This is a genomic window from Bacillus cereus (assembly GCF_025917685.1).
Taxonomy (GTDB): Bacteria; Bacillota; Bacilli; order Bacillales; family Bacillaceae_G; genus Bacillus_A; species Bacillus_A cereus_AT.
In genome coordinates this window covers 3,430,409-3,455,182 of the sequence record NZ_CP089518.1, presented here as the reverse complement: position 1 = coordinate 3,455,182, position 24,774 = coordinate 3,430,409, and the positions used below count along the sequence as shown (strand labels likewise).

The window sequence follows — 24,774 nt, the reverse complement described above, 5'->3', positions numbered from 1 at the left end:
AATGTGAATGTATAGAATGTGTAAAGATTCTGTAAATAAGCAATTATTTGTAAAAATGTGTGATATATTTCTTCATGTTTATGGAAGGGTATTTTATAACAACGAAAAATGGAGGCATTAACATGTTGAAAAAAGTTTTTGCAATGAGTACAACAGTTGTACTAGCAGCGGGATTATTAAGTGGATGTGGAACGAAGGAATCAAGTGCAAGTAAAAATGAAGATACGAAAAAAGGTTATGTACCGAAGACGCTAAATGTTCAATTTGTTCCTTCTCAAAATGCAGATACGTTAGAGGCGAAGGCAAAACCATTGGAAAAGCTATTAAGTGATAAATTAAACATTCCGGTAAAAGTTAGTATTTCAACGAATTACAATACAATTGTAGAAGCGATGGCATCTAAGCAAGTAGATGTAGGCTTTTTACCTCCAACAGCGTATGTGTTAGCACATGAGAAGAAGGCTGCAAACGTAATTTTACAGGCGCAACGTTTTGGGGTGGATGATGAAACCGGAGCTCCCACAAAGGATTTAGTAGATGTTTATAAATCAGAGTTTGTTGTTAAGAAAGATTCTAATATTAATAGTGTAAAAGATTTAAAAGGTAAAAAAATTGGCTATCAAGATGTTACATCATCAGCAGGCTACGTATGGCCGGCAGCGGTGTTGTTAAAAGAGGGAATTGATCCGTTGAAAGATGTGAAACCTGTTACATTAAAAGGTCATGATCAGTCACTTATTGCTCTTTTAAATGGTGATGTAGATGCAGCTGTTGTATTCCAAGATGCTCGCAATATTGTAAAAAAAGATTATCCGAATATATTCGATCAAACGAAAATAGTAAAATTTACGGAGAAAATTCCAAACGATACGATTTCTGTACGCTCTGATTTAGATGCAGAGTGGAGCAAGAAATTACAAGATGCTTTCATTGAAATAGGAAAGAATGAGGAAGGGCACAAAATCATTAAAGAAGTATACTCACATGAAGGATATGTTAAATCTGATGATAGTAAATTTGATATCGTTCGTGAATATGGAAAGAAAGTGAAAACGCAATAATACATATGGAAATGGCGACTAACTGGAAAGTGTGTAATTTCAGTTAGTTTGCCGTTTTTCAGTTATTGATAATACATAGAAGGTAGGTAAGATGTGTGATAGAGTTTCGAAATGTTTCCAAAGTGTATCCGAATGGTACAAAAGGATTGAATAATATAAACTTGAAAATTCAAAAAGGTGAGTTTGTTGTAATGGTCGGGCTATCCGGGGCTGGAAAATCTACACTTCTCAGGTCGGTAAATCGCCTTCATGAGATCACAGAAGGTGAAATTATTATTGAAGGGGAGTCTATTACTGCTGCAAAAGGAAAAGGATTACGACGCATGCGCCGAGATATTGGTATGATTTTTCAAAGCTTTAATCTTGTGAAGCGATCAACGGTACTGAAGAATGTATTAGCTGGGCGGGTTGGATATCATTCTACATTGCGTACAACGTTAGGTCTGTTTCCGAAAGAAGATGTGGAGCTTGCATTCCAGGCGTTGAATAGAGTGAATATCTCAGAAAAAGCATATGCACGAGCTGATGAATTATCAGGGGGACAACAGCAACGTGTATCAATTGCTAGAGCATTGGCACAAGAAGCAAAAATCATATTGGCAGATGAGCCTGTTGCTTCGTTAGATCCACTGACAACAAAGCAAGTAATGGATGATTTGAAGAAAATTAATGAAGATTTCGGAATTACGACAATTGTAAATTTACATTCTATTGATTTAGCGAGGCAATATGCTACTCGTATTATCGGATTACATGCTGGTGAAATTGTTTTTGATGGATTAGTAGAAGCGGCAACGGATGAAAAATTCGCTGAAATTTATGGGGACGTAGCTCAGAAAAGCGCATTATTAGGGGTGGCAGCAAAATGAATGAAGTGACGATATATTCGAAATCGATACCGAAGCCGCCGAGTAAATTGAAACATATGTTAACGGTTATTCTAGTTATTTTACTGTTGTGGGGTAGTAGTGTACAGGTCGACGCATCATTTTCAAAACTAGTAGTGGGTTTTCCAAATATGATGGATTTATTGAAGGAAATGGTGCCGCCAGATTGGAGTTATTTTCAAATTATTACAACAGCAATGTTAGATACAATACGTATGGCGATTATTGGAACGACTTTAGGGGCGATTTTAGCCATTCCACTTGCACTATTTGCCGCAAGTAATGTATTTACTAGTGTACTTTTGTACAGTCCAGCTCGATTGATTTTAAATTTTATACGAACAATACCAGATTTATTATTAGCGGCTATTTTTGTAGCGATTTTTGGAATAGGACCACTTCCAGGTATTTTGGCTCTTACTTGTTTCTCGGTTGGACTCGTAGCGAAATTATTGTATGAGTCAATTGAATCAATTGATCCAGGTCCATTAGAAGCGATGACAGCTGTAGGAGCGAATAAGGTGCAATGGATAGTTTATGGGGTCATTCCGCAAGTGAAAGCGCACTTCGTCACCTATGTACTTTATACATTTGAGGTGAATGTACGTGCAGCAGCTGTTCTAGGTTTAGTAGGAGCAGGTGGTATTGGATTATATTATGATCGTACACTTGGATTTTTACAATATCAACAAACTGCTTCCATTATTATTTATACCCTTGTTGTTGTATTGCTAATCGATTATATAAGTACATTGTTGCGGGAGAAATTATAATGAGTAAAACGACGATAATCATATCAAAACCGAAGAAACTGAGTGTAAATCGCTGGATTATTTTTATAGCACTTACAGTTGTATATGTATGGGCCTTTTCAGGAGTCCCACTCGAGGGAATAAAGAATACTGCGGGAGAAATTACAAAAGCAATTATGACAGGCGTATTAAACCCAGATTGGTCGTATGTATCTTTGCCAGATGGTGAAGATTTATTACATGGTTTAATTGATACGTTGGCAATTGCGATATTAGGTACATTTATTTCTGCTTTTTTATCTGTTCCATTTGCTTTTTGGGCGGCAACGAATATGAGTAGTGGAAAATTAACTTCAGGAACTGGGAAATTTGTACTTAGTTTTGTTCGTACATTTCCAGAATTAGTTATGGCTCTTTTATTTATAAAAGCTGTTGGTCCAGGCTCTTTTGCCGGAGTTCTAGCTTTAGGGTTACACTCTATCGGAATGTTAGGGAAACTATATTCGGAAGGAATTGAAAATATAGATAAGGGGCCGACGGAAGCGTTAATAGCAACGGGTGCAAATCGGTTTCAAATACTTTGGTATGCGGTATTACCACAAGTGTTACCGGATTTTCTATCGTATACGTTATACAGGTTCGAAATTAATGTACGATCCGCTGCGATTTTAGGTGTTATTGGAGCAGGGGGTATTGGTACGCCGTTAATTTTTGCACTTAGTTCACGTAATTGGTCTCGTGTGGGAATTATTTTATTAGGTATTATTTTAATGGTAATTATAATTGATTTTATTTCAAGTTCTATTCGTAAGCGAATTATTTAACTTATTTTAAAAGCGTCTAATTCAGATGCTTTTTTGTATTTTTAAGTGTTTATCAAAAAAGTTGGTATAGAATAAATTAGTGTATTTGCATAAAAATACAGATAATTCCCTTTCTTCCTAAAATAAAAATAATAAAAAAGTATGTCATATTGAATGCCCATACATTCCCTGAATCACTGTATTTTTTATGGGAAATCAAAAAAACATCAACATATTTGTCGATACATGTTGTATAATCTTGCGTGGGAAGCTATCATATAAATGTATAAAACGTTTACTAACATACGCGAAGGGAAGAATAGCATGTCACATTCAATCGAACAACTTTCTATCAACACGATTCGCACATTATCCATTGATGCGATTGAAAAAGCAAACTCTGGTCACCCAGGAATGCCAATGGGTGCAGCACCAATGGCTTATACATTATGGACTCAATTTATGAAACACAATCCAAATAACCCAACGTGGTTTAACCGCGATCGTTTCGTATTATCTGCAGGTCATGGTTCAATGTTATTATACAGCCTACTTCACCTATCTGGTTATGATGTAACAATGGATGACTTAAAGAACTTCCGTCAATGGGGAAGCAAAACTCCAGGACATCCTGAGTACGGTCATACAGCAGGTGTAGACGCAACTACTGGTCCACTTGGACAAGGTATTGCAACTGCTGTAGGTATGGCAATGGCTGAAAGACATTTAGCGGCTAAATATAACCGTGATGCGTATAATGTAGTAGATCATCATACATACGCTATTTGTGGTGATGGAGATTTAATGGAAGGCGTTTCTGCTGAAGCATCTTCATTAGCTGCTCATTTACAATTAGGTCGTCTTGTTGTGCTTTACGATTCAAACGATATTTCATTAGATGGCGATTTAAATCGTTCATTCTCTGAAAGTGTAGAAGATCGTTACAAAGCATACGGATGGCAAGTAATCCGTGTTGAGGATGGAAACGATATTGAAGCAATCGCGAAAGCAATTGAAGAAGCGAAAGCTGACGAAAAACGCCCAACGCTAATTGAAGTAAGAACGACAATTGGTTTCGGTTCTCCAAACAAATCAGGAAAATCAGCTTCACACGGTTCTCCGCTTGGTGTAGACGAAACAAAATTAACGAAAGAAGCATACGCTTGGACTGCTGAACAAGACTTCCATGTAGCAGAAGAAGTATATGACAACTTCCGTAAAACAGTACAAGATGTTGGTGAAACAGCGCAAGCGGCTTGGAACACGATGCTAGGTGAATATGCACAAGCATATCCAGAATTAGCAAACGAACTGCAAGCAGCAATGAACGGTCTTCTTCCAGAAGGTTGGGAACAAAGCTTACCAACTTATGAATTAGGATCAAAAGCAGCAACACGTAATTCTTCAGGTGCTGTAATTAATGCAATTGCAGAGTCTGTACCATCATTCTTCGGTGGATCTGCTGACCTTGCCGGTTCTAACAAAACATACATGAATAACGAAAAAGACTTTACAAGAGCTGATTACAGCGGAAAAAACATTTGGTACGGTGTGCGTGAGTTCGCAATGGGTGCAGCAATGAACGGTATCGCACTTCATGGCGGTTTAAAAACTTACGGTGGTACGTTCTTCGTATTCTCTGACTACTTACGTCCAGCAATTCGTCTTGCAGCATTAATGCAATTGCCTGTAACGTATGTATTTACACATGACAGTATTGCTGTTGGTGAAGATGGTCCAACACATGAACCAATCGAACAATTAGCAGCACTTCGTGCAATGCCAAACGTTTCTGTTATTCGTCCAGCAGACGGTAACGAATCAGTTGCAGCTTGGAGAATAGCTCTAGAATCAACAAAAACACCAACTGCATTAGTGTTAACTCGTCAAGACCTTCCAACATTAGAAGGTGCAAAAGACGACACTTATGAAAAAGTAGCAAAAGGTGCATATGTAGTTTCTGCAAGCAAAAAAGAAACTGCTGATGTAATCTTAATTGCAACTGGATCTGAAGTAAGCTTAGCAATTGAAGCGCAAAAAGCTCTAGCAGCAGACGGCGTTGATGCAGCTGTTGTTAGCATGCCATCTATGGATCGCTTTGAAGCTCAAACTGCTGAGTACAAAGAATCTGTACTACCAAAAGCAGTAACAAAACGTTTCGCGATTGAAATGGGTGCTACAATCGGATGGCACCGTTACGTAGGTCTTGATGGAGATGTACTAGGTATCGATACATTCGGTGCTTCTGCTCCTGGTGAGAAGATTATGGAAGAGTATGGATTTACTGTAGAGAACGTTGTTCGTAAAGTAAAAGAAATGCTTTAATGATTTTAGAAAAATCTCTCCGGCATGGAGAGGTTTTTCTATGTAAATGAGTATTTTCGACAGAAAAAGTTTTTTATCTCTCCGCAGTCAGACAATCATTGCAAATTTTTTTCTATATAATGAAGAGAAAAGGTTGTCCAGATTGGGAGGGGAAAAATGAAAACGTATGAATTGTATTTAATTCAAGAGGATATTGCGAAAGCTTATTTTGGTCGTGAATATTTGTTTTTTGATTTATTTGCTCGATTTTCAGAATCTGGGTCCCTTTCAGAGAAAAAAGTACTATATAAACAAATGATGTATATAACGATGCCATTACAAGTAATGAAAATTCATCATAAATTAGAGCAAGCTTTGCGCGTTCTTGGTAAATATGATAGAACACATCGTACACATACACTTTTTACGGGAGCGGAATATGGCGAAATAATGGTGAAACCACACTATATTCGCATGAATACCTCTGGAAATGTCTCTATGGAAACGACTTTCTTTGAGGTGTTAAGAAAGTGTGAATTAACATTTTTAGCTATGGATTATGAAAATACAAAGTATGGATGGCTGAATCCTTTAAAACAAGTACGAACATATGTGTAAAAAATGTCGAATTCTATCTTGTCTTATTGAAAAGGTTTTAGTACACTGTAAGGTAGACAACATGAAGGAGGAAAATATATGCCAATTTGGTTAGGTATTCTAGTGGGCGTAGTAGCACTAGTAGCAGGCGTGGCGTTAGGATTTTTCATTGCCCGCAAATACATGATGAACTACTTAGAAAAAAATCCACCAATTAATGAACAAATGTTAAAAATGATGATGATGCAAATGGGACAAAAACCTTCCCAAAAGAAAATCAATCAAATGATGAGCGCGATGAGCAAGCAACAAACGAAATAAGCGGATGGGTAATCCTTAGAGCCGCAAGCGTTTCATCAATATGATATAAGTATTAATTTCGTGTGAATGAATAAACTCAATGTATTCATTGGTTTATCTTTCTCTGAAATTTTCACGAAATTTGCTTTGTTTTTCTTAAAAACCACTTTTTCTGTTGGAATATAAACCAATGGGAAAGGTGGTTTTTTTGTTGGAATTAGAAGATGTAATTGAAGAGTATTTGTACCACTGTTTGCAAAAGGGTTCACACCTAAGACAATGAAGAACAAGCGCCAAGAAATGAAGCATTTAAAAAGATTTCTATAGATAGTAAAAAAGGAAGGTTCTCCTATCTTTCTTTCGCTAACGCTCCCCTGTTCGCCTTCGGCTCATTACCTCACTTCGTTCAGTCTGCTTCCGCCATTTCCTTCATACAATAAAAAGAATACTTTAAATGAATTTTAAAGAAGTATGAAAAATGTAAGCATTCTACTATGAACAATTCTCGTAGTAGAATATTTTTTGAAGGTTTACGGGAATCTGATTTTTGAAAATATTACATAATAGGAAGTTCATGTGTATGGAAAAACATGGTATTTTTATTAGTGGTAGTGTGAAATTCATAAAAGGGGAGCAGGGATATGAAAATGTTGAAAAAATGGGGAGTTACGCTATTGATGGTGGCATTAGTGGCTGGATGTTCGTCAAAGACAGATACAGTCAAAGAAGAACCTAAAAATGAAGAACCAAAAGTAGAAGAAAAAGTAGAACAAACTAAGGTTGAACAGGCTAAAGAAGAGCCAAAAATAGATTTAGTTAATATTGAGAAAGAAAAAAGACAAAAATATGTTAATAATATAGTCATCATTACTGAAAAAACTGGTATATCGAACAAACTTATAGAGAAACTTCTTATGGAAGCAAATAATAACACAAGTTTGTTTGGAGACAATAAGTGGAAAGATGCTATAAGAAATGGATACAAAGCAATTGGAAATGATTATGACACATTAAAAACATACCCACAACAACATATTCCAGATGCATATAAACAACATCATGAAACATTATTAAAAAGTTATGAAACTTACATGGATAGTGGAGTGAAAATAATACTCTCAGTAGAGGAATTAAATTCAAGCAAAATGAAAGAAGGATTAGAATTAAAACAGAAAGCCATAGAATTGTTAAACAAATATACTAATGATATTAAAAGCGTTCCAGACCCAAAATAACTAAGAAAATGAGGGGAATGCAATTTTAATTGTAAAAACACAATGTAAGGATAGTTATAGTGGTGATATGATTTCAAAGGTGAAATATTTAAAAATAGATTTGGTTGCTGAATAGAACATTATTCTTCTGAGGTTGCTTGGATGAAAGAGTTTGGACAAAAGCAGTAAATGATTTTAACTTGTGAAGTGACGATTTTACAAAAATAGACGAATGATAAACCACTTTTGTATAAGATACTGGAATTTTATAGACAAGGTAAATGAAGATGTGCTATATTTTTCTTAACAAAAATAGCGGTGGGAAATAGTCGTCAAACCTTGATGTATAAGGGTTTTGATGCAAATGGGGCAAAAATCTTTCCAAAAGAAAAGGGCACTCTTACCGAGTGTCCTTTTCTTTTGGGGATAATAAGTGTTTAAAACTTTTAAAAATTCTGTGTTTTTGTTAAACTGAAAACATCGCTCATTTTAAGGGAGGAGGATAAATATGAAAGTGTTTTTTAATTTAGCTTGGTTTTTTAAGCAAGAAAAACGAGCGTACATAATCGGAATTATTATGTTATTTGGTGTCGCGCTTCTTGAACTTGTAGCGCCAAGAGTACTAGGGATTGTAGTAGATGAAATTAATAATGGAACATTAACGTCTGAAAAATTGTTGAACTGGGTTATTCTATTAGTAGTTGTAGGAATTACGATGTATATATTACGTTACTTATGGCGTATTATGATTTTTGGATCTTCTTTAAAGCTAGCGCGTCAACTGCGAAAGAATTTATATGAACATTTTACTAAGATGAGCCCATCCTTTTATCAATCACGTCGCACAGGCGATTTGATGGCACATGCGACAAATGATATTCAGGCGATTCAGCAAACTGCGGGGTCAGGTGTTTTAACACTCGTTGATTCCTTAGCTGTTGGAGGATGTGTACTCGTAGCGATGGGATTTACAATTAGTTGGAAGTTAACGTTATTAAGTTTAATTCCGATGCCAATTGTAGCTATTTCTACAAATTATTATGGAACTTTATTGCATAGAAGATTTCATAAGGCACAGCAATCGTTTTCTGAAATCAATGATAAAGTACAAGAAAGTATGAGTGGGATGAAGGTAATTCGCTCACTTGGACAAGAGAAAGAGGATTTACAAGCGTTTCGGAAAAAATCTGAAGATGTCGTACACAAAAATATGCTAGTTGCACGTATTGACTCGTTATTCGATCCAACGATTTCTTTAATTGTCGGATTTTCATTTTTGATCGCAATTTGTTACGGATCATTATTAGTCGTACGGGGTGAATTAACTGTAGGTGAATTGGTAACATTTACAACGTACTTAGGGACACTTGTATGGCCAATGTTAGCCTTTGGATGGCTATTTAATATTATGGAGCGTGGACGTGCTTCGTATGATCGTGTGGAGAAAATACTTTCACAAACTTCAGATGTAGTGAATAGGGACAATGCTATAAATACTATAGCAAGTGGTGATGTTTCGTTCGCTGTTGATTCGTTTTCTTATAAAAAGAATGAACTATTAAACTTAAAAGATATTTACTTTAATTTAAGAAAGGGTGAAACGTTAGGAATTGTAGGACGTACCGGTGCAGGGAAGACGACGTTGTTAAAATGTTTAATTCGAGAGTATGATCATTTTAATGGTGAATTAAAAGTTGGGGAGCGGGATATTCGAGACTTAACACTTCACGGTGTGCGTTCTGCAATTTCATATGTACCGCAAGATCACTTTTTATTTTCAGCGAGTATTGGGGAGAACATTGCTTTTGGAAAGGCCGATGCTACATATAAAGAAATTAGCCGAGCTGCTGATATTGCTTGTATCCATAATGATATATTTCAATTTCCAGAAGGGTATGACACTCTAGTAGGTGAGAGGGGCGTTTCACTATCAGGAGGTCAAAAACAGCGAATCTCTATTGCGCGTGCATTATTAACAAATGCTGAAATTTTAATATTAGATGATTGTTTATCAGCCGTAGATGCAAAAACAGAAGAAACTATTTTAACTGCATTGAAACGAGAAAGAGCAGAGAAAACGACGATTATTACTGCCCATCGTTTAAGTGCTATTCAGCATGCAAATCTTATTCTTGTTATTGATGAAGGTAGGGTTATGCAGCGAGGGACACATGAGCAATTAATGAAAGAAAATGGTTGGTATAAAGAAATGTACGAAAGCCAGCAGTTAGAGGCATTAGTAGAGAAAGGAGGCGTATGATGGCTGAGAAAAAACGGAGTGATTTAAGAAGGTTGCTTTCTTATATGAGGCCTTATAAAGGGTTATTAGCGTTAGCATTTTTATTTCTAGTTGGTGCAACTGTAACTGAAATGATGGGTCCTTTTTTAATTAAACAATTTCTTGATGAACACTTAGTGCCAGGTAACTTTGAACAATCAGCACTTGTAACCCTATTTGTAGTGTATATTATTGCTCATTTATTAAAAGTATTATTTACTTATTTAGACTTATTGTACTTTCAAAATATCGCTTTTAAGATTGTCCAAGATATGCGAGTTGAAGTGTATGAACATGTTCAAAAATTGTCATTAAGCTTCTTTGATCGTACGCCGATTGGTACGCTCGTATCCCGCATAACGAATGATACAGAAGCGATTAAGGATTTTTATGTTAGTGTACTATCAACATTCGTGAAAAATGTAGTCTTTTTAGTAGGGATTTTAGTAGCGATGTTTTTATTAGATGTAAAATTAGCGCTATTTTCGCTCATATTAATTCCGATAATGTTTGCAATTATGGTGTTGTATCAACGGAAAAGTGCAGCTTTTTATTTAGAGGTACGTAATCAGCTGAGTATATTAAATGCAAAGTTAAATGAGTCCATTCAAGGTATGAATATTGTTCAGGTGTTCCGACAAGAAAAGCGGATGAGAAAAGAATTTGAAGAAGTGAACAATAAACATTTTAATGCTGGACGTCGTACATTGAAATTAGATGCATTACTTTTACGTCCAGCAACAGATCTTGTTCATATTGTAGCAATTGCGTTAGTACTTGGTTTATTCGGAATCGATGCTTTAAAGAGTCCTGTTGAAGTAGGGGTTTTATATGCTTTCGTTAACTATATTCATCGTTTCTTCCAGCCGGTAAATGAGATGATGATGAAACTATCTTTCTTCCAGCAAGCGCTTGTTTCATCATCGCGTGTATTTCATTTAATGGATGATAAAGATTTAGCTCCTGTTCAAATTGGGAGTGAACAGCCACGAGTAGCTAATGGGGAAATTCAGTTTAAAGATGTTACTTTTTCATATGATGGAAAGCGTGACGTTTTAAAAAATGTATCTTTTCATGTAAAGCCAGGGCAAACGGTTGCTTTTGTAGGGCATACTGGTAGCGGAAAGAGTACGATTATGAATTTATTAATGAGATTTTACAATATTAAATCAGGAAATATTGTAATAGACGGAGTAGATTTAGAAAAGTTTGAAGAACAAGAAATTCGAAAGAAAATTGGTCTTGTGCTGCAAGATGCATTTTTATTTGCTGGAAATGTAAAGCAAAACATTCGTATGTATAATGAAGAGATTACGGATGAAGAGATAGAGGAAGCGGCAAAGTTTGTGCAAGCGAATACGTTTATTGAAAAATTACCAGAGCAGTATGATACAGAAGTTGTCGAAAGAGGAGCTGCATTTTCTAGTGGTCAAAGGCAATTAATTGCTTTTGCTAGAACGATAGCAACCAATCCGAAAGTATTAGTGTTAGATGAAGCGACGGCAAATATTGATACAGAAACAGAGGAGGCTATCCAAACGGCATTGCAGCAAATGCGAAAAGGCAGAACAACGATAGCGATTGCGCACAGATTGTCTACAATCCAAGATGCGGATCAAATATTTGTTATGCATGAAGGGGAAATTGTAGAAAGCGGAGCACATCAAGAGTTACTTAGTAAACAAGGACTTTATTACAATATGTACTTACTGCAAAATAAAGGTAGTTTGCAAAAGGCCTTGTAATTACAAGGCCTTTTTTGCGGTGTTAAAAGTGTATTAATGGAGTTTGTGGTGTAGGGTGTAGTTTCAATTTCACTTTTTTCTTAAACATCTCGACAAAATAAATATATTAGAACTTTATTACTATAGCATAAAAGTCGTGTCCACTAACGGAAGTTATACATATTGTATACGGAATAAAAAAAATTGATAGGAGCTTTTATATGCAAAATAGATCCAGTTCAAATGTTACGTTTATCGATGTGTCTCATTGGGAAGGAAACATCGATTGGAATGCTGTGAAGTCATCTGGTATTCCAGCGGCGTATGCAAAAGCGACGGAAGGTGTGAACTATATTGACCCTACTTTCGTTCAAAATGTACAAGCTGCGAGAAATGCGAATGTATTAATTGGTGCATATCATTTTGCGCACCCAGAACAAAATGATGCCATTTCAGAAGCGAAATATTTTGTGAATATATTACAGAGTAATCAGATGGACTTAATTCCTGTTTTAGATTTAGAATCGCCAACGGATACTAGCAATAGTAGTTTAACAGGTGCGACTATATCGAATTGGGCAAGAAGTTTCGTAAATTATGTGAAACAAGCTACTGGGAAAAATGTAATGTTATATACAGGAGTTTGGTATATTAATGAATTTGGAATTAACGGGTTAAGTGACATTCCACTATGGGTTTCCAGATATTCTAGTATACCGCCTGTTGATGCTGGTGGATGGACAGAGTGGACAGCATGGCAGTACACAGATTCTGGGCAAATTTCAGGTGTAGGAAATTGTGATGTATCAGCAGCTGTTTCATTAGAAGCTTTACAAGGAAATGGAGCAAGTGGTGGAGGTAATGTTCCCACGCCTAATAATGCGACTCCAGTATACGGAGTTGCTGTAATTAATGGAGATAATGTGAATTTACGAAGTGGACCATCTTTACAGTCTAGTGTAATTCGTCAATTGAATCGTGGCGAATCATACGAAGTTTGGGGAGAACAAGATGGATGGCTCTGTTTAGGGACAAATCAGTGGGTATATAATGATTCAAGTTATATTCAGTATAAACATTATGTGGCAACTATTACTGGCGATAATGTGAATCTGCGAGACGCTCCATCATTAAATGGGAATGTTATAAGACAGTTACATCATGGTGAATCATATCGAGTATGGAGTAAGCAAGATGGATGGCTTTGCTTAGGGACAAATCAATGGGTATACTATGATTCAAGTTATATTCAGTATGGTGTACAATAAAGTGAACTTAAAAGGTATCTCGACTGAGGTGCCTTTTATTAAAAATATATAATTTTTACAAAGTGTATATTAAAAGCATAGTATAATATAATCGATATAATTATAAAAATAATCGGACGTGAAATAAAGGAGAAAAAATATGGAGTATGTGCTAATAGGTGGAATTTTAATATTATTAGCTGCAGTGTTTGTACTGTTTTATAAAAATAAACAGTTAGAATCAGAGAGCCAGCAAGTAGAATTTGAAAAGAAACAAGCGATTGAAACATATGAAAGTGAAATTGCAGCTACGATTACAGAGCATAAAGAACAACAAAGTACTTTAAAGAATATGGAGCAAAAAAAATATAATGATTTACAAGTGAGTACAGCTAGAGAACTTGAAAATATGCGTATGATGAAAAATCAACTAGCTGTTCAACATAGTAAAGAACGTAGTGAAATGCAAGATAAGCATAGTAATGAACTACATATGTTTCAAAATTTAATTGCAGATTTACGAGAGTATGCCAAAAATGGTGCCGAAGTGAATACACATGAAGCATTACATTATATGAAACGAGGTTTTGTTGAGCAAGGAATCATACTAGAAGATGAGTTTCATATTATGCCGAATATCTTTATGAGAAGTGATAAAGATAGACATAAACGTGACGTAAACGATAATCGAATCCATCATCTCATCTTATGTAAAACTGGTATTTATCTACTGGAGACGAAAGAATGGACAGGGAAATTAATCCATGGCTTAACGAGAGAAAATGCAGGTATATATTCATTTATGATTGAGGAAATTGGTAAGTATCAACATGAAATTGAAAAAGAAGAGACATTTGAATTTATTACGGATGGAACTTCATTAACTTGGCAAGTAAGAAATGAAGGAAATCCAGCGTATAAAGCGAAAATACTATCTCAAACTTTATATAATTGTTTGGAAGAAATGCAAGTAGATATTGTAAAGGGAAAAATAAAACCGATTGTATATTTTGAAAATGAAAGTGGAAAAGAAGTTATTGATCTTTCTAATGAAGAATTGCCGAGATTTAAAGATAGAGAGCAAATTGTAACGTTTTTCAGAAATGAAGTTTTAACAAGTAAAGTAATATATACAGCACAAGAACTACGAAAGATTAGAGATATGATTGGCCAGATGAATTATGTTGCGAAGTAAAACTTTAATCAGTGGGGCATTCCCGGCTGATTATTAACCCGCATCAATCGGACTTTTATGGTCAGTACGACTGCCACATAACTTCTTTACAGCTGAATTTTGAGCTGGGAGTGTCACTAACGGGATAAAGTAGGTGTTATTTGGGTGGAGAAAGGTAAAAGCTCTATATTGTGGGGAATATTGTACATTTATTTTTGTTTGTATATATTAATGTATCTTGTGTTTATCTTTGTTATTGATATGGTTCATGTGTCATTGAGTGTAACGAGTATTTTTGTAGTAGCAATGCCTTTTATTCTACTAGTTATTATTCAAAAGGCTGTCTTACATGTATCAGCAAGACGTGATAAAGATAAGAAACAGCTGTTCACTGTAATGATGGTTGCTCTCATTCCATTGATAGTATGCACTTTACAATTAAGTTTAAATAAATACACTTCAAACTTTAATCAGGATCGGTGGTTAAATGATGAGGAAAAACGGGTATATATGATAGATGACTTATTAAAGCGGCATAAATTGATAGGGAAATCAAACGAGGAAATCATAAAATTGTTAGGGGTCCCTACGAAAACAAGCAGTTTGGAAACGGGAATTACTACACTATACTATCTTGGGAATGAACGTAGTTTCATTCCTATAGATAGTGAATGTCTTGTTTTGCAATTTGATAAAGATGGTAGAGTTATAGAGTATAAGGTACAACGAGATTGAAATAGTGAGAGGAGAAGCTATATCTTTTATAGCTTCTTTTCTATATTCCAATATAGAAAAAACAGGCAAATAGTAGTCATTCCTATCTATACGAATGAGATAGAGTTTGTTATATTGTAAATGGTTATTTAGTTTAGAAGTTTACTAGATAGTATTAAATTTTTAGATTAGGGAGGGAAGTTAACACGAATTTCGATATAAGCGTGTTAAATAATTATTATGAAAAAAGGATTTTATAATGTTTTAGCTGCATCAATTGTATTTAGTATGGTAACGATTCCAACTTTTTCCTATGCTGACACAGTAGAAAAGACCGTAACAATTTCAACTGAAGAGCAAGCTTTAAAAAGTATTGAAAAACATATGAAAGATGAAGATGGGCGTGGAGAGGACAAAGGAGTAACAACTGAAGCGCAAGGAGATTTTCTTGTACATATAATAAGTTCAGCATCTTTATTTGATTCTGCTGATTTACAAAAAGCAACAGGTGTGCAGCTTTCTAATCAAGTAGTGAAAGCCGAGAAACGAAAAGGAAACGCTTACTATGTTGAAACATCATCTGGAGCTGGGTGGATACAAAATAGTGAAGGAAATGTAGAGGTTAAGGAAGTTTATCGCTTGGTAAACGAAAAGTTAGTAATTAATGAAGAGACAGCTACATATACCGCACCATTTAATTCATATAAAGATGAGAAAGTGTTACAACCGCAAACAATTATTGCAATTGGACAAGTTGGAAAGTGGTTCCAAGTCCAAATAGATAATGAGGTGAAATGGATTTATGCACCTTCAGCAAAATTTGAAGGGACAAAGGCCTCGCTTATTCAAGACACAACACCAACACGTACAAAACGTGCAGCTGTTATGTATGCAGCGCCATCAGCAGAGAAAACAACGGATATTTACGGTGTACCATTAAAGGAAATGATTGTGCCAACAGGAAATGAAAATATTCGTCCAGGCAATGCGATGAAACCAAAATACATTACAATTCATGAGACAGATAATTATAGTGTTGGAGCAAATGCTAAAAACCATGCACAATATTTATACAGTCAAGCAACAGGAACGACTGATCGTTCAGCATCTTGGCATTTTACAGTAGATGATAAAGAAATTTATCAACATCTACCATTAAATGAAAATGGTTGGCATGCTGGAGATGGAGCAGAAGGAACTGGTAATAGAGAATCCATTGCAATTGAAATTGCTGTCAATCAAGATGGTGATTATAATAAAGCTGTGGAAAATGCTCGCAAACTAGCAGCCTATTTAATGGGGGAATTAAATATTCCTTTAGAAAATGTGAAAAAACATCAATTTTGGAGCGGAAAGAATTGTCCGGCTATTATGATAAATAATAATGCATGGGAACCATTCTTACAGGGAACAAAAGCTTATTATGATGCAAATCATAAAGATGATATTACAGGCGGTTGGTATGAAGCGGATATTCGTGAATTAGATAAAAGAGGTATTATGGTTGGAGACGGAAAGGGTTCTTACTGGCCAGAACGCCTTGTAACACGTGGTGAATTTGCGAATTTAGTTTCAAGATCATTGCAATTACCAGAGGGGAAATCGAATTTCAAAGATATAAGCACAGCTCATCCATCACTAGTAGATGGTATTAATCGTGCAGCTAGTGCTGGGATTATAAGTGGACGAGGAAATGATATATTTGCTCCGAATGATACGATTAAACGTGATGAAGCTGTCATTATGATTGATCGTGCATTGCAATACAAAAATATAAAAGGTAATTTAGTTCCATTACCATTTACGGATCAAAATTTAGCGTATGATAAACAGGCGGTTCAACGTGTTTATGGGTTAGGTATCGTAAAAGGGAATGAGAATAATGAGTTTATGCCAAAAGGTTCTGCAACACGTGGGGAATCTGCAGCATTTATTAATAGAATGTTAAAAGTAATAGAGAGTAAATAATGAAAAGGCACTCGCTTTGGCGAGTGCTTTTTTATTTTTCAATATGTTATAGAAAGGGGATGTGAATTTTGACTGGAATAAGGAATGAAAGTGGTGGTGATGCATATATTTAGAGGCATTGGGTAGTTTTTTGTATAAAATGAAAAGGAGGTAGGACGGTGAAATCAATACCGACTGAAGTCCTGAGTAAGGAATTGATGGAAAGAGAAGGGGTTATATCTATTACAGTGATGGAATTTGAAAAGATAGAAGTGGCCGGAGTAGTTGTTTCTGGGCCCGCTGTTATTTTGATTAATCAAGAGTAAGTACATATTATTAATATAGAAAAAGTAGAAAGAGCATCCATTTAGGATGCTTTTTGTTTGTATAGAAGTGCGCATGTGATAGATAATTGGAATATTGGAGGGGGAATATGTGGCAATTATTATAACAATGTTATTAATGGGAGTTTTATTAGGGTTTGTCGGAGCAGGAGGGGCAGGATTTATCATCGCAATACTCACTTTAGTATTCCATATCCCTATTCACGTTGCTCTTGCAACATCTCTAACTGCTATGGCATTTACGACATTATCTGGGGTATTAAGTCATTATAGAGAAGGGAATGTTGTGCTTGTAATAGGCGGAATTGTTGGGGGATTTGGAGCAATTGGTTCCTTTATTGGTTCGAAGTTTGGTTCGCTAATACCAGCGAATCTTCTACACTGGTTTACAGCGGGAATGTTATTTTTATCTGCAATTTTTATGTTTATTAGATTAATTATATTTCAAAAAAAGGAACGGTCGTCTTTAAAAGGGCGTAACGAACTTTCGAAAGATAACTTGATTAAATGTATATGTCTCGGACTGGTTACTGGAATGTTAGCTGGTTCATTTGGGATTGGTTCAGCACCTTTTATCCAACTTGGATTAATAGTTCTATTAGGATTAACAATTCAGCAATCTGTAGGCACGACAATGCTTGTTATATTACCAATCGCAATTGGAGGTGGGCTTGGATATAGTTCGGAAGGGTATTTAGATTATGTATTATTAGTACAAGTTTTAATCGGGACAATGTTAGGGGCATATATAGGAGCTAAGTTTACAAATTATGCACCTCGCATGCTTTTAAGATTTTCAATGATTATGACACCGATACTAGCTGGATGTATGTTGTTAGTAGAGTAAAGAAAATTATTAATATATTTTACGAATGAATTATGTAAGTAATTCATATTTCCAATATAAAAGGATTTGCTTTAATATAATGAGTGTAAAGTTCGAGTATTCGAAGTATTACTTGAATTATATCCCTATCCCTTTTCTAAAAATGCGAACAAGTTTTGCCCTATTCTATTCAATAGTTTATTGTATAGAAATATATTGTTCGATGACCATTATGGAACGCACATAATGGGTAAATCCCGATCCTTAAAGAGGATGCCCCTAATCTTCATGTGAAAATATGATCGGATAAGAAAGCTGACCAGTTTATGGTTAGCTTTCTTTTTGTTCAAAAACTATTTCTTCTTTAATTTCTGTTTGCAATAATAAAGCTTTTCCAAAACGACGTTTACATTCCGCACGCACTTTTTCAATGGCTAGTAGCTGAGTAGTGGCAGGAACTGTTACGATAGCTTGGCGAGGTTTTCGGTTTTCTTCACAAAAGACACATTCCACAACATATTTAGAAATCATATTTTCATCCTTCCGTTTTTAATTTCTAAGAAGGGATTGTCTATGAAGTTAATGTGATTTTTCGTCATTAGTTTACTTTTTTCCTCTTTTTTCAAGGAGAAAATGATAAAGAAGGTGAATTTTTATAGGGGAGGGATGTATATGGAAAGATGGGTAGGTTGTGCAGCAGTATGTGTAAATGAAAGAAATGAAGTTTTAATGGTGTTGCAAGGGCAAAAGGGTGAAGAAAAAAGGTGGTCTGTTCCAAGTGGTGGGCTTGAAAATGGAGAAACACTAGAAGAATGTTGTATTCGAGAAGTTTGGGAAGAAACGGGTTACAATGTGGAGGTTGTAAATAAAATATACGAAAAAGAAGGTATTACATACGGGGTTCCTGTATACGTTCATTATTATGTCGTTAAAAAAATAGGCGGTAGTATGAAAATCCAAGATCCTGATGAGTTAATACATGAAATTGCTTGGAAGAGGATAGATGAAATGAAGGAATTAACGCTATCTTTCCCGGAGGATTATAAGATTTTAAATAAATATATAAATAAAAAAACGAGTGTTTAAACACTCGCTTTTTTAATGTATCCAAGATAAGAAAAGCGGAACGATAACTAAACTAGCTCCGGCTGTTAAAAGCATTGATAAACTTGCAATTGTACCTTCGACAGGACCGATTTCAAATGCTTTTGATGTTCCGGTTCCATTCGCGCTAGTACCTAGCATTATACCTTTTGCGAGCGCTGTTTTAATGCGGCATATGCGTATGAGAGTAGGACCGAGTAATGCCCCAGTTAAGGCAGTTAATACGACGAAAACTGCTGTTAATTGTGACATGCCACCAATCATTTCTGAAATAGCCATTGCAATAGGTGTCGTTACAATATGTGGTGCTAAACTCTGTTCGATTGATGAATCAATTTGAAAAAAATTAGCTAATAGTGCTGAAGTAATAACTGATAGAAAAGAACCGACAATGACATTAATTAAAATAGCAGTTCCATGTTTTTTTAATAGATCAAAATATTTATAGATTGGCCATGCGAAAGCAACCGTTGCAGGTTTTAATAATTCTGTTAACCAATGACCACCGGATTCGTAGGTTTCGTATGGTGTATCTAATCCGAGTAATAAAGCAATTAAAATGATTGGGCATACAAGAAGGGGAGAAAGTAAGCTCCAATTCCAGCGTTGATACATTTTTTTAGATACCCAATATGTGAATAGTGTTAATAGCAAACAAAGAAAGCCGATCATTGTGTTGATCCTTTCCGCTTTAATAGCAATTCTGTTAATAGTCCCGTTACGAGAGTGACACAAAGTGTACTAATCACGATAATTAAAATGAGATCGATTCCATATTGTGATAGTGTATCTTTGTAGCGTATGACAGCGACTGCAGAAGGAATGAAAAATAAAATAAGTTCTTTTAATAAAAAGTCTGCTCCGTCTTGTATCCACTCTTTTTTCACCAGGTTAAATTTTAATGAAATTAATAATAAAAAAATACCGATTATGCTTCCTGGAACTGGGAGGTGTGCCTGTTTTGCGATCCATTCACCTGTCCAAGCGAAACAAAATAATAATAAAATTTGCCCGCTTAACTTCCACCATTTCATACAGTAACCACCTCTTTCTTTTTTTACATAAAAATTGTAAAAAAGAATTAACAATTTCTACTATACGTTCATTCAAAATATTTGTCTAATATATAAATTATATGTTATTAATATATTAGACGTATTAATTGAAAGTGAAAAGGGTGTCCAAAATGGAATTACGGCATTTGCAATATTTTGTTGTTGTGGCAGAAGAGTTACACTTTGGACGAGCGGCTGCTCGTTTACAAATGACACAACCACCACTTAGTCAACAAATTCAGCAATTAGAAAAAGAAATGGGAGTTCTGTTATTTTCAAGAACGAAGAGAAAGGTTGAATTAACAGAAGCAGGAGAAATGTTTTTAAAAGAAGTAAAAAAAGCGTTTGAGCAAATTGAAAAAGCAGTAGAAGTTGCACAAAGTGCGCAAAGGGGAGAAGTTGGATCACTCTCAATTGGTTTTGTAGGTGCGGCGATATATGATATTTTACCGTCTATCGTCAGGGAGTATAGAAAGAAATTTCCGAGAGTGTCTGTCGCATTACATGAATTATCTACACCAGATCAAGTGCATGCACTTCATGATAATCGTATTGATATTGGATTTTTACGTCCACCAATTCCAACACAATTATTAGAGTTAGAACCAATTCAAAGGTTATCTTGTACTTTATGTTTGCCAAAGGCACATCCACTTGCAGAGAAAGATGAAATACATATAGAAGATTTACGCGATGAACCGTTTGTATTTATTACGAGACCAGTATGGCCGGCGTTGTATGATACAATTTTATCTCTTTGTCGAGAGGTTGGCTTTAGTCCTCAAATTGTACAAGAAGCAACAGAATATCAAACAGTTATGGGGCTTGTAGCAGCAGGGATTGGGATTACAGTAATCCCTGTATCGGCAAATAAATTATATAAAACAGAAGTTGTATATAAAGAGTTATATGATTCTAATTTTGTTGCAGAAATGTCGGTAGCTTATAAAAAAATGAATACTAACCCAGAGCTTTTAGAGTTTTTGAAAATTGCAAGAGAGAAAAAAAGGATTGAAGTGGAAGATGAGAAGGGTGAGCAGTAACCATGACGGAGAAGGGATTTAATTAAGATACACAAAACTACACCTTGTTAAACAATAAAGCGGAAATGCACCTAAATTGCATTTCCGCTTTATTGTTTTTTTAGCTCGATACTAAATAGATAAACATGTTCGTTTTCTTTTAAGAGTAGATCAATATCCGTTTCTTCATCAATTGTAGGGACGCTTATAGTTTCTTTATTTGTTGGGATTACAGCGGCTAAAATCGTTTTTTGATTGTATTTTACGTTTTTAGTAGATTGAATTGTAGTAGTTGCAGAACTATTTACGATTGGAGGAGACTCTTCAGGAACAAGCGTTGAACCACCGTTGATATTAATATACCATTGGCCTTTTTCTTGTACATCTTTATCAAATTGGAGATGTGGTGCTATGAAGGAAAGCCTTATGTTCTTTTCTGAAAAATGTGATGAAGCTATGTTAGCAATTTCTTTTACTTTTTTACCATTTTGATAATAGTCAATTGTAGCATGGAGTTCATCTTTATTATTTTTGATTGTAACGTTATAAAACATTCTATTTCCTTCTCCTATAGGAGTCATTTGTAAAATATCAGATTGCTCTTTTGTTAACTTATATGGTTTAACAGTGGCACCTTCATTGTTTTTTAGTGGGCTACACAACTAGTGAAAAGTAACAAAGAAAGAATAAACAGTAATTTTACACGCGTATAACCCCTGCTTTTTACAATTATAGTATATAAATGGTTTTATTCCCATTTTATTTTCTAGGACTAAAGGCTTAGTAAAGATTCCGATTGAAGTGCGATGTTTAAAATGTCATATTTTTATACACTAGTAGTATAGAATACGTATGTTATGAAGTAAGGTAGGGGAAGAAATTTATGTCTTTATTTCGGTTGACGAGAAAAAATATACAAACATTTGCTACCAAAAGGTTAAAACAATTTATGTGGATTGCTATGAATACAATGGTTTGTTTTTTTATGATATCATTCCGGTTCAATGAAGCTGTAATAAGTAAAGCGGAATATACACCTATATTTGTAAAGTGGTTTTATGCAATGTTTCTATTTGTAATTTTTGTGTGTATGTTCATTACTTATAAAATGACAGCCTCTCTTTTACAGAGTAGAAGAGAGGAGTTTAGATCGTATGAAGTAGTGAATATGAAGAAAAAAGAAATGTTATGTTTATTATGCCAGGAGCAATTATTAACTTACGGAGGAGCTTTCGTTTTCGGATTAATTCATGGTATGTTATTTCTGAAATTATTTATTATTATTTTTATGAAAGTAGTAGGAATCCAAGGAGTAACAAATGCACCAATTACGTTGTATGCGATAATGGTAACAGCAGTTGTTATGATAACCGTCATTATAATATCGATGTGGCAATGTTGTAGATTTATACAAAGGTTAAAAAATGAAAAGTCATATGAAACGAGGAGAAAGGCATGAGAAATCATGGCTTTTTCTTCATTTTACACATGTTATTAATCATGATACAGTGGGAAGAACTGAAAAAAAGAGTTAAGAAGAAAGGTTGTATGGAATGATAAATGAGCAAGCGATCGTAAAAGTTGATCGATTAACAAAGCGAATTGGTTCAAAGACGTTAGTAGAAAATATTAGTTTTGAAGTGAAAAAAGGTGAAGTAGTTGGCTTATTAGGACCAAATGGTGCTGGGAAAACGACATTAATGCGAATGATGGTTGGAATGATTCGTATGACAGAAGGAGAAGTATGGATTGATGGTCAATCTGTAAAACAGCAATTTGAAAAAACTGCTGCGAAAATTGGTGCTGTAATTGAGACACCGGAATTTTATCCTTTCTTAAGCGGCTATGAAAATTTAACATATTTCGGAAGAATGAATGGCAATGTGACCGAAGAACGTATCGATGAAGTAGTGCAATTGCTAGGGATGGGACAAGTAATTGATCGTAAAGTAAAAGCATATTCACTCGGTATGAGACAGCGTTTAGGAATTGCTCAGGCGCTTATTCATGATCCAGACGTATTAATACTAGATGAACCAACGAACGGATTAGATCCTAGTGGTATACATGAAATGCGGATGTACATAAAGAAAATTGCACATGAACAAGGAAAGGCGGTTCTTGTATCTAGTCACTTACTTTCAGAAGTAGAATTAATGTGTGACAGAGTTATTATTATTCAGCACGGAGAATATGTCGCAACACAAAATATTCAAAGTGACAAAAAGGAAGAAACGGAAAAAATACATATACGTGTAGATGATGTGAATAAAGCGAAAGAAGTTTTAGAATACGATGTTTTAGTAGAAGAAAACGAATTAGTTATAAACGTGAAAGATGAAGAAATTCCAAATATTCTTCGTACATTGATGGAGAAAAACATTCAAGTTTATCGTGTATATGAAGAAAGAAAAACGCTAGAAGAGCAGTTTTTAGAATTAACAGGAGGAAAAGATATTGTTTAATCTAGTTTATAACGAGTTGTATAAAATATTTAAGCGAAAGCGAACGATTATTCCTTTTGCAGTTATTGCAGTATTAATTATTGGATTAGGATGGGTTACGGTCAAGTATTTAGAGCCAGAAACAAAAGGGTGGAAAGCGGATTATACAGAACGCACTGTAGAAATAGAGAAAAAACTCGGCATGAAAAAAGCGGATATTTTAGCAGAAAAGTCAGGGGACGAGCTTGTAAAGGAATATCAGCTTAAAATGAAGTATTTAGATACGGACACAGCACCGTCAAGTAGTTCTCCGCTTTCATTTATGAGAGATACAGGTTTTATCGTATTTCCAATTTTGCTTCCGTTTATTCTTGTGTATGCAAGTACAATTTTTGCGAATGAATACAGCTGGGGAACATATAAATTTTTAACGATCCGTCCGGCAAATCGATTTAAAATATTAACAGCAAAATTTTTAGCAATCGTTATATTTGCAGCGTTATTGTTTATATTTAATATGATTTTCTCCGCTTTATGTGGACTTGTTATTTATAAATTCCAACAGCCTGCATGGAGTGAATTTATTTTCCAAGATGGAAATATAATAAAACAAAACATTTTTATGGAAGTAAGTAAGTATTATGTTTTATCGTGGTTGCCAACTATTGTGTACGCAGCGTTTGCGTTTATGATTTCTGTTTTAACGAGATCTAGTGGCGGCGCAATTGGTATTTCGCTATTTCTTGCTTTATCAGGAAATATTGCGTTAATAGCAGCAACTAGATATGAATGGGCGAAATATTTATTGCCAGCAAACACAGATTTATATAGTATTTCAAAGAATGGAAGCTTTATTGATGGGGTAACATTCCCATTCGCTTCTTGTATGCTTCTTCTGTATTTAATTGTATTTCTAGGGATTTCCTATACAATATTTATAAAACGAGATTTAACAGCATAAGCAAAAGCCGTTAAGG

General features: G+C 35.0%; 24 protein-coding genes and 1 pseudogene. 21 read left to right on the top strand and 4 right to left on the bottom strand.

The genetic code is table 11. From position 1 onward, the window contains the following. The first annotated feature begins 122 nt into the window (after positions 1–122). The 16 genes from LUS72_RS17900 (at position 123) to LUS72_RS17825 (ending at position 18,193) form a co-directional block, all read left to right on the top strand. A complete protein-coding gene (locus LUS72_RS17900) occupies positions 123–1,061 on the top strand; it encodes a phosphate/phosphite/phosphonate ABC transporter substrate-binding protein (protein WP_002137777.1) in 939 nt (312 codons plus the stop codon). Positions 1,062–1,156: 95 nt separating this feature from the next. After that, entirely contained in the window at positions 1,157–1,930 is a 774-nt protein-coding gene (gene phnC / locus LUS72_RS17895) for a phosphonate ABC transporter ATP-binding protein (protein WP_097829134.1), read from the top strand. Next, on the top strand, positions 1,927–2,721 hold the full coding sequence (gene phnE / locus LUS72_RS17890) for a phosphonate ABC transporter, permease protein PhnE (protein ID WP_264447630.1): 795 nt from the start codon (positions 1,927–1,929) through the stop codon (positions 2,719–2,721). The genes phnC and phnE (LUS72_RS17890) overlap by 4 nt, the downstream gene beginning before the upstream one ends. Further along, positions 2,721–3,524: a phosphonate ABC transporter, permease protein PhnE gene (phnE, locus tag LUS72_RS17885; RefSeq protein ID WP_097829132.1), complete on the top strand. Its 804-nt coding sequence runs from the start codon at positions 2,721–2,723 to the stop codon at positions 3,522–3,524. The genes phnE (LUS72_RS17890) and phnE (LUS72_RS17885) overlap by 1 nt, the downstream gene beginning before the upstream one ends. A gap of 303 nt (positions 3,525–3,827) precedes the next feature. Continuing rightward, a complete protein-coding gene (gene tkt, locus LUS72_RS17880) occupies positions 3,828–5,828 on the top strand; it encodes a transketolase (RefSeq protein ID WP_097829131.1) in 2,001 nt (666 codons plus the stop codon). Positions 5,829–5,984: 156 nt separating this feature from the next. Then, on the top strand, positions 5,985–6,425 hold the full coding sequence (gene sirA / locus LUS72_RS17875; RefSeq protein WP_097829130.1) for a sporulation inhibitor of replication protein SirA: 441 nt from the start codon (positions 5,985–5,987) through the stop codon (positions 6,423–6,425). Positions 6,426–6,503: 78 nt separating this feature from the next. After that, a complete protein-coding gene (locus LUS72_RS17870; protein ID WP_001123316.1) occupies positions 6,504–6,725 on the top strand; it encodes a YneF family protein in 222 nt (73 codons plus the stop codon). A gap of 620 nt (positions 6,726–7,345) precedes the next feature. Next, positions 7,346–7,939, top strand: coding sequence for a hypothetical protein (locus LUS72_RS17865; protein ID WP_264447622.1), 594 nt, complete (start codon positions 7,346–7,348; stop codon positions 7,937–7,939). A gap of 487 nt (positions 7,940–8,426) precedes the next feature. After that, positions 8,427–10,178, top strand: a complete 1,752-nt coding sequence (locus LUS72_RS17860) for an ABC transporter transmembrane domain-containing protein (RefSeq protein ID WP_264447620.1) — start codon at positions 8,427–8,429, stop codon at positions 10,176–10,178. Beyond that, positions 10,178–11,941: an ABC transporter ATP-binding protein gene (locus tag LUS72_RS17855; protein ID WP_264447618.1), complete on the top strand. Its 1,764-nt coding sequence runs from the start codon at positions 10,178–10,180 to the stop codon at positions 11,939–11,941. Before LUS72_RS17860 ends, LUS72_RS17855 begins: the two co-directional genes overlap by 1 nt. Positions 11,942–12,141: 200 nt before the next feature. After that, positions 12,142–13,188, top strand: a complete 1,047-nt coding sequence (locus tag LUS72_RS17850; protein WP_264447616.1) for a GH25 family lysozyme — start codon at positions 12,142–12,144, stop codon at positions 13,186–13,188. A 139-nt stretch (positions 13,189–13,327) separates the two neighbouring features. Further along, positions 13,328–14,362 (top strand): nuclease-related domain-containing protein, encoded by a 1,035-nt coding sequence (locus LUS72_RS17845; RefSeq protein WP_264447614.1) that lies wholly within the window; start codon positions 13,328–13,330, stop codon positions 14,360–14,362. Between the two features lie 144 nt (positions 14,363–14,506). Beyond that, entirely contained in the window at positions 14,507–15,076 is a 570-nt protein-coding gene (locus tag LUS72_RS17840; RefSeq protein WP_097829124.1) for a hypothetical protein, read from the top strand. Between the two features lie 219 nt (positions 15,077–15,295). Next, positions 15,296–17,023 carry an S-layer homology domain-containing protein gene (locus LUS72_RS17835; protein ID WP_264447612.1) on the top strand — a complete coding sequence of 576 codons (1,728 nt, stop codon included), beginning with the start codon at positions 15,296–15,298 and terminating at the stop codon, positions 17,021–17,023. Positions 17,024–17,181: 158 nt separating this feature from the next. Next, entirely contained in the window at positions 17,182–17,328 is a 147-nt protein-coding gene (locus LUS72_RS17830) for a BC1881 family protein (protein ID WP_000836278.1), read from the top strand. A gap of 109 nt (positions 17,329–17,437) precedes the next feature. Further along, entirely contained in the window at positions 17,438–18,193 is a 756-nt protein-coding gene (locus LUS72_RS17825) for a sulfite exporter TauE/SafE family protein (RefSeq protein WP_097829122.1), read from the top strand. 309 nt (positions 18,194–18,502) lie between these two features. On the opposite strand, the gene LUS72_RS17820 is transcribed toward LUS72_RS17825, so the two are convergent. After that, the gene (locus tag LUS72_RS17820) at positions 18,503–18,703 is read right to left on the bottom strand and encodes a DUF3903 domain-containing protein (protein WP_000624205.1); all 201 of its coding nucleotides are present in this window, start codon (positions 18,701–18,703) and stop codon (positions 18,503–18,505) included. A gap of 141 nt (positions 18,704–18,844) precedes the next feature. Between LUS72_RS17820 and LUS72_RS17815 the strand changes: the two genes are divergently transcribed. Further along, the gene (locus tag LUS72_RS17815; protein WP_097829121.1) at positions 18,845–19,258 is read left to right on the top strand and encodes an NUDIX hydrolase; all 414 of its coding nucleotides are present in this window, start codon (positions 18,845–18,847) and stop codon (positions 19,256–19,258) included. A 12-nt stretch (positions 19,259–19,270) separates the two neighbouring features. On the opposite strand, the gene LUS72_RS17810 is transcribed toward LUS72_RS17815, so the two are convergent. Further along, positions 19,271–19,948, bottom strand: coding sequence for an LrgB family protein (locus LUS72_RS17810; protein ID WP_097829120.1), 678 nt, complete (start codon positions 19,946–19,948; stop codon positions 19,271–19,273). Continuing rightward, positions 19,945–20,310 (bottom strand): CidA/LrgA family holin-like protein, encoded by a 366-nt coding sequence (locus tag LUS72_RS17805; RefSeq protein WP_097829119.1) that lies wholly within the window; start codon positions 20,308–20,310, stop codon positions 19,945–19,947. The genes LUS72_RS17810 and LUS72_RS17805 overlap by 4 nt, the downstream gene beginning before the upstream one ends. 152 nt (positions 20,311–20,462) lie before the next feature. On the opposite strand from LUS72_RS17805, the gene alsR reads away from it, so the two are divergent. Beyond that, positions 20,463–21,374, top strand: a complete 912-nt coding sequence (gene alsR, locus LUS72_RS17800; RefSeq protein WP_097829118.1) for an acetoin biosynthesis transcriptional regulator AlsR — start codon at positions 20,463–20,465, stop codon at positions 21,372–21,374. 89 nt (positions 21,375–21,463) lie between these two features. Here the strand turns inward: alsR and LUS72_RS17795 are convergent. After that, positions 21,464–22,083 (bottom strand): annotated as a pseudogene (locus LUS72_RS17795) (histidine kinase). Positions 22,084–22,236: 153 nt separating this feature from the next. Between LUS72_RS17795 and LUS72_RS17790 the strand changes: the two are divergent. From LUS72_RS17790 to LUS72_RS17780, 3 genes are all read left to right on the top strand, one after another. After that, positions 22,237–22,812 carry an FtsX-like permease family protein gene (locus LUS72_RS17790; RefSeq protein WP_097829117.1) on the top strand — a complete coding sequence of 192 codons (576 nt, stop codon included), beginning with the start codon at positions 22,237–22,239 and terminating at the stop codon, positions 22,810–22,812. Positions 22,813–22,906: 94 nt separating this feature from the next. Next, positions 22,907–23,818, top strand: a complete 912-nt coding sequence (locus tag LUS72_RS17785) for an ABC transporter ATP-binding protein (RefSeq protein ID WP_141533359.1) — start codon at positions 22,907–22,909, stop codon at positions 23,816–23,818. Continuing rightward, on the top strand, positions 23,811–24,758 hold the full coding sequence (locus LUS72_RS17780; protein WP_097829115.1) for an ABC transporter permease: 948 nt from the start codon (positions 23,811–23,813) through the stop codon (positions 24,756–24,758). The genes LUS72_RS17785 and LUS72_RS17780 overlap by 8 nt, the downstream gene beginning before the upstream one ends. The last annotated feature ends 16 nt before the right edge of the window (positions 24,759–24,774 follow it).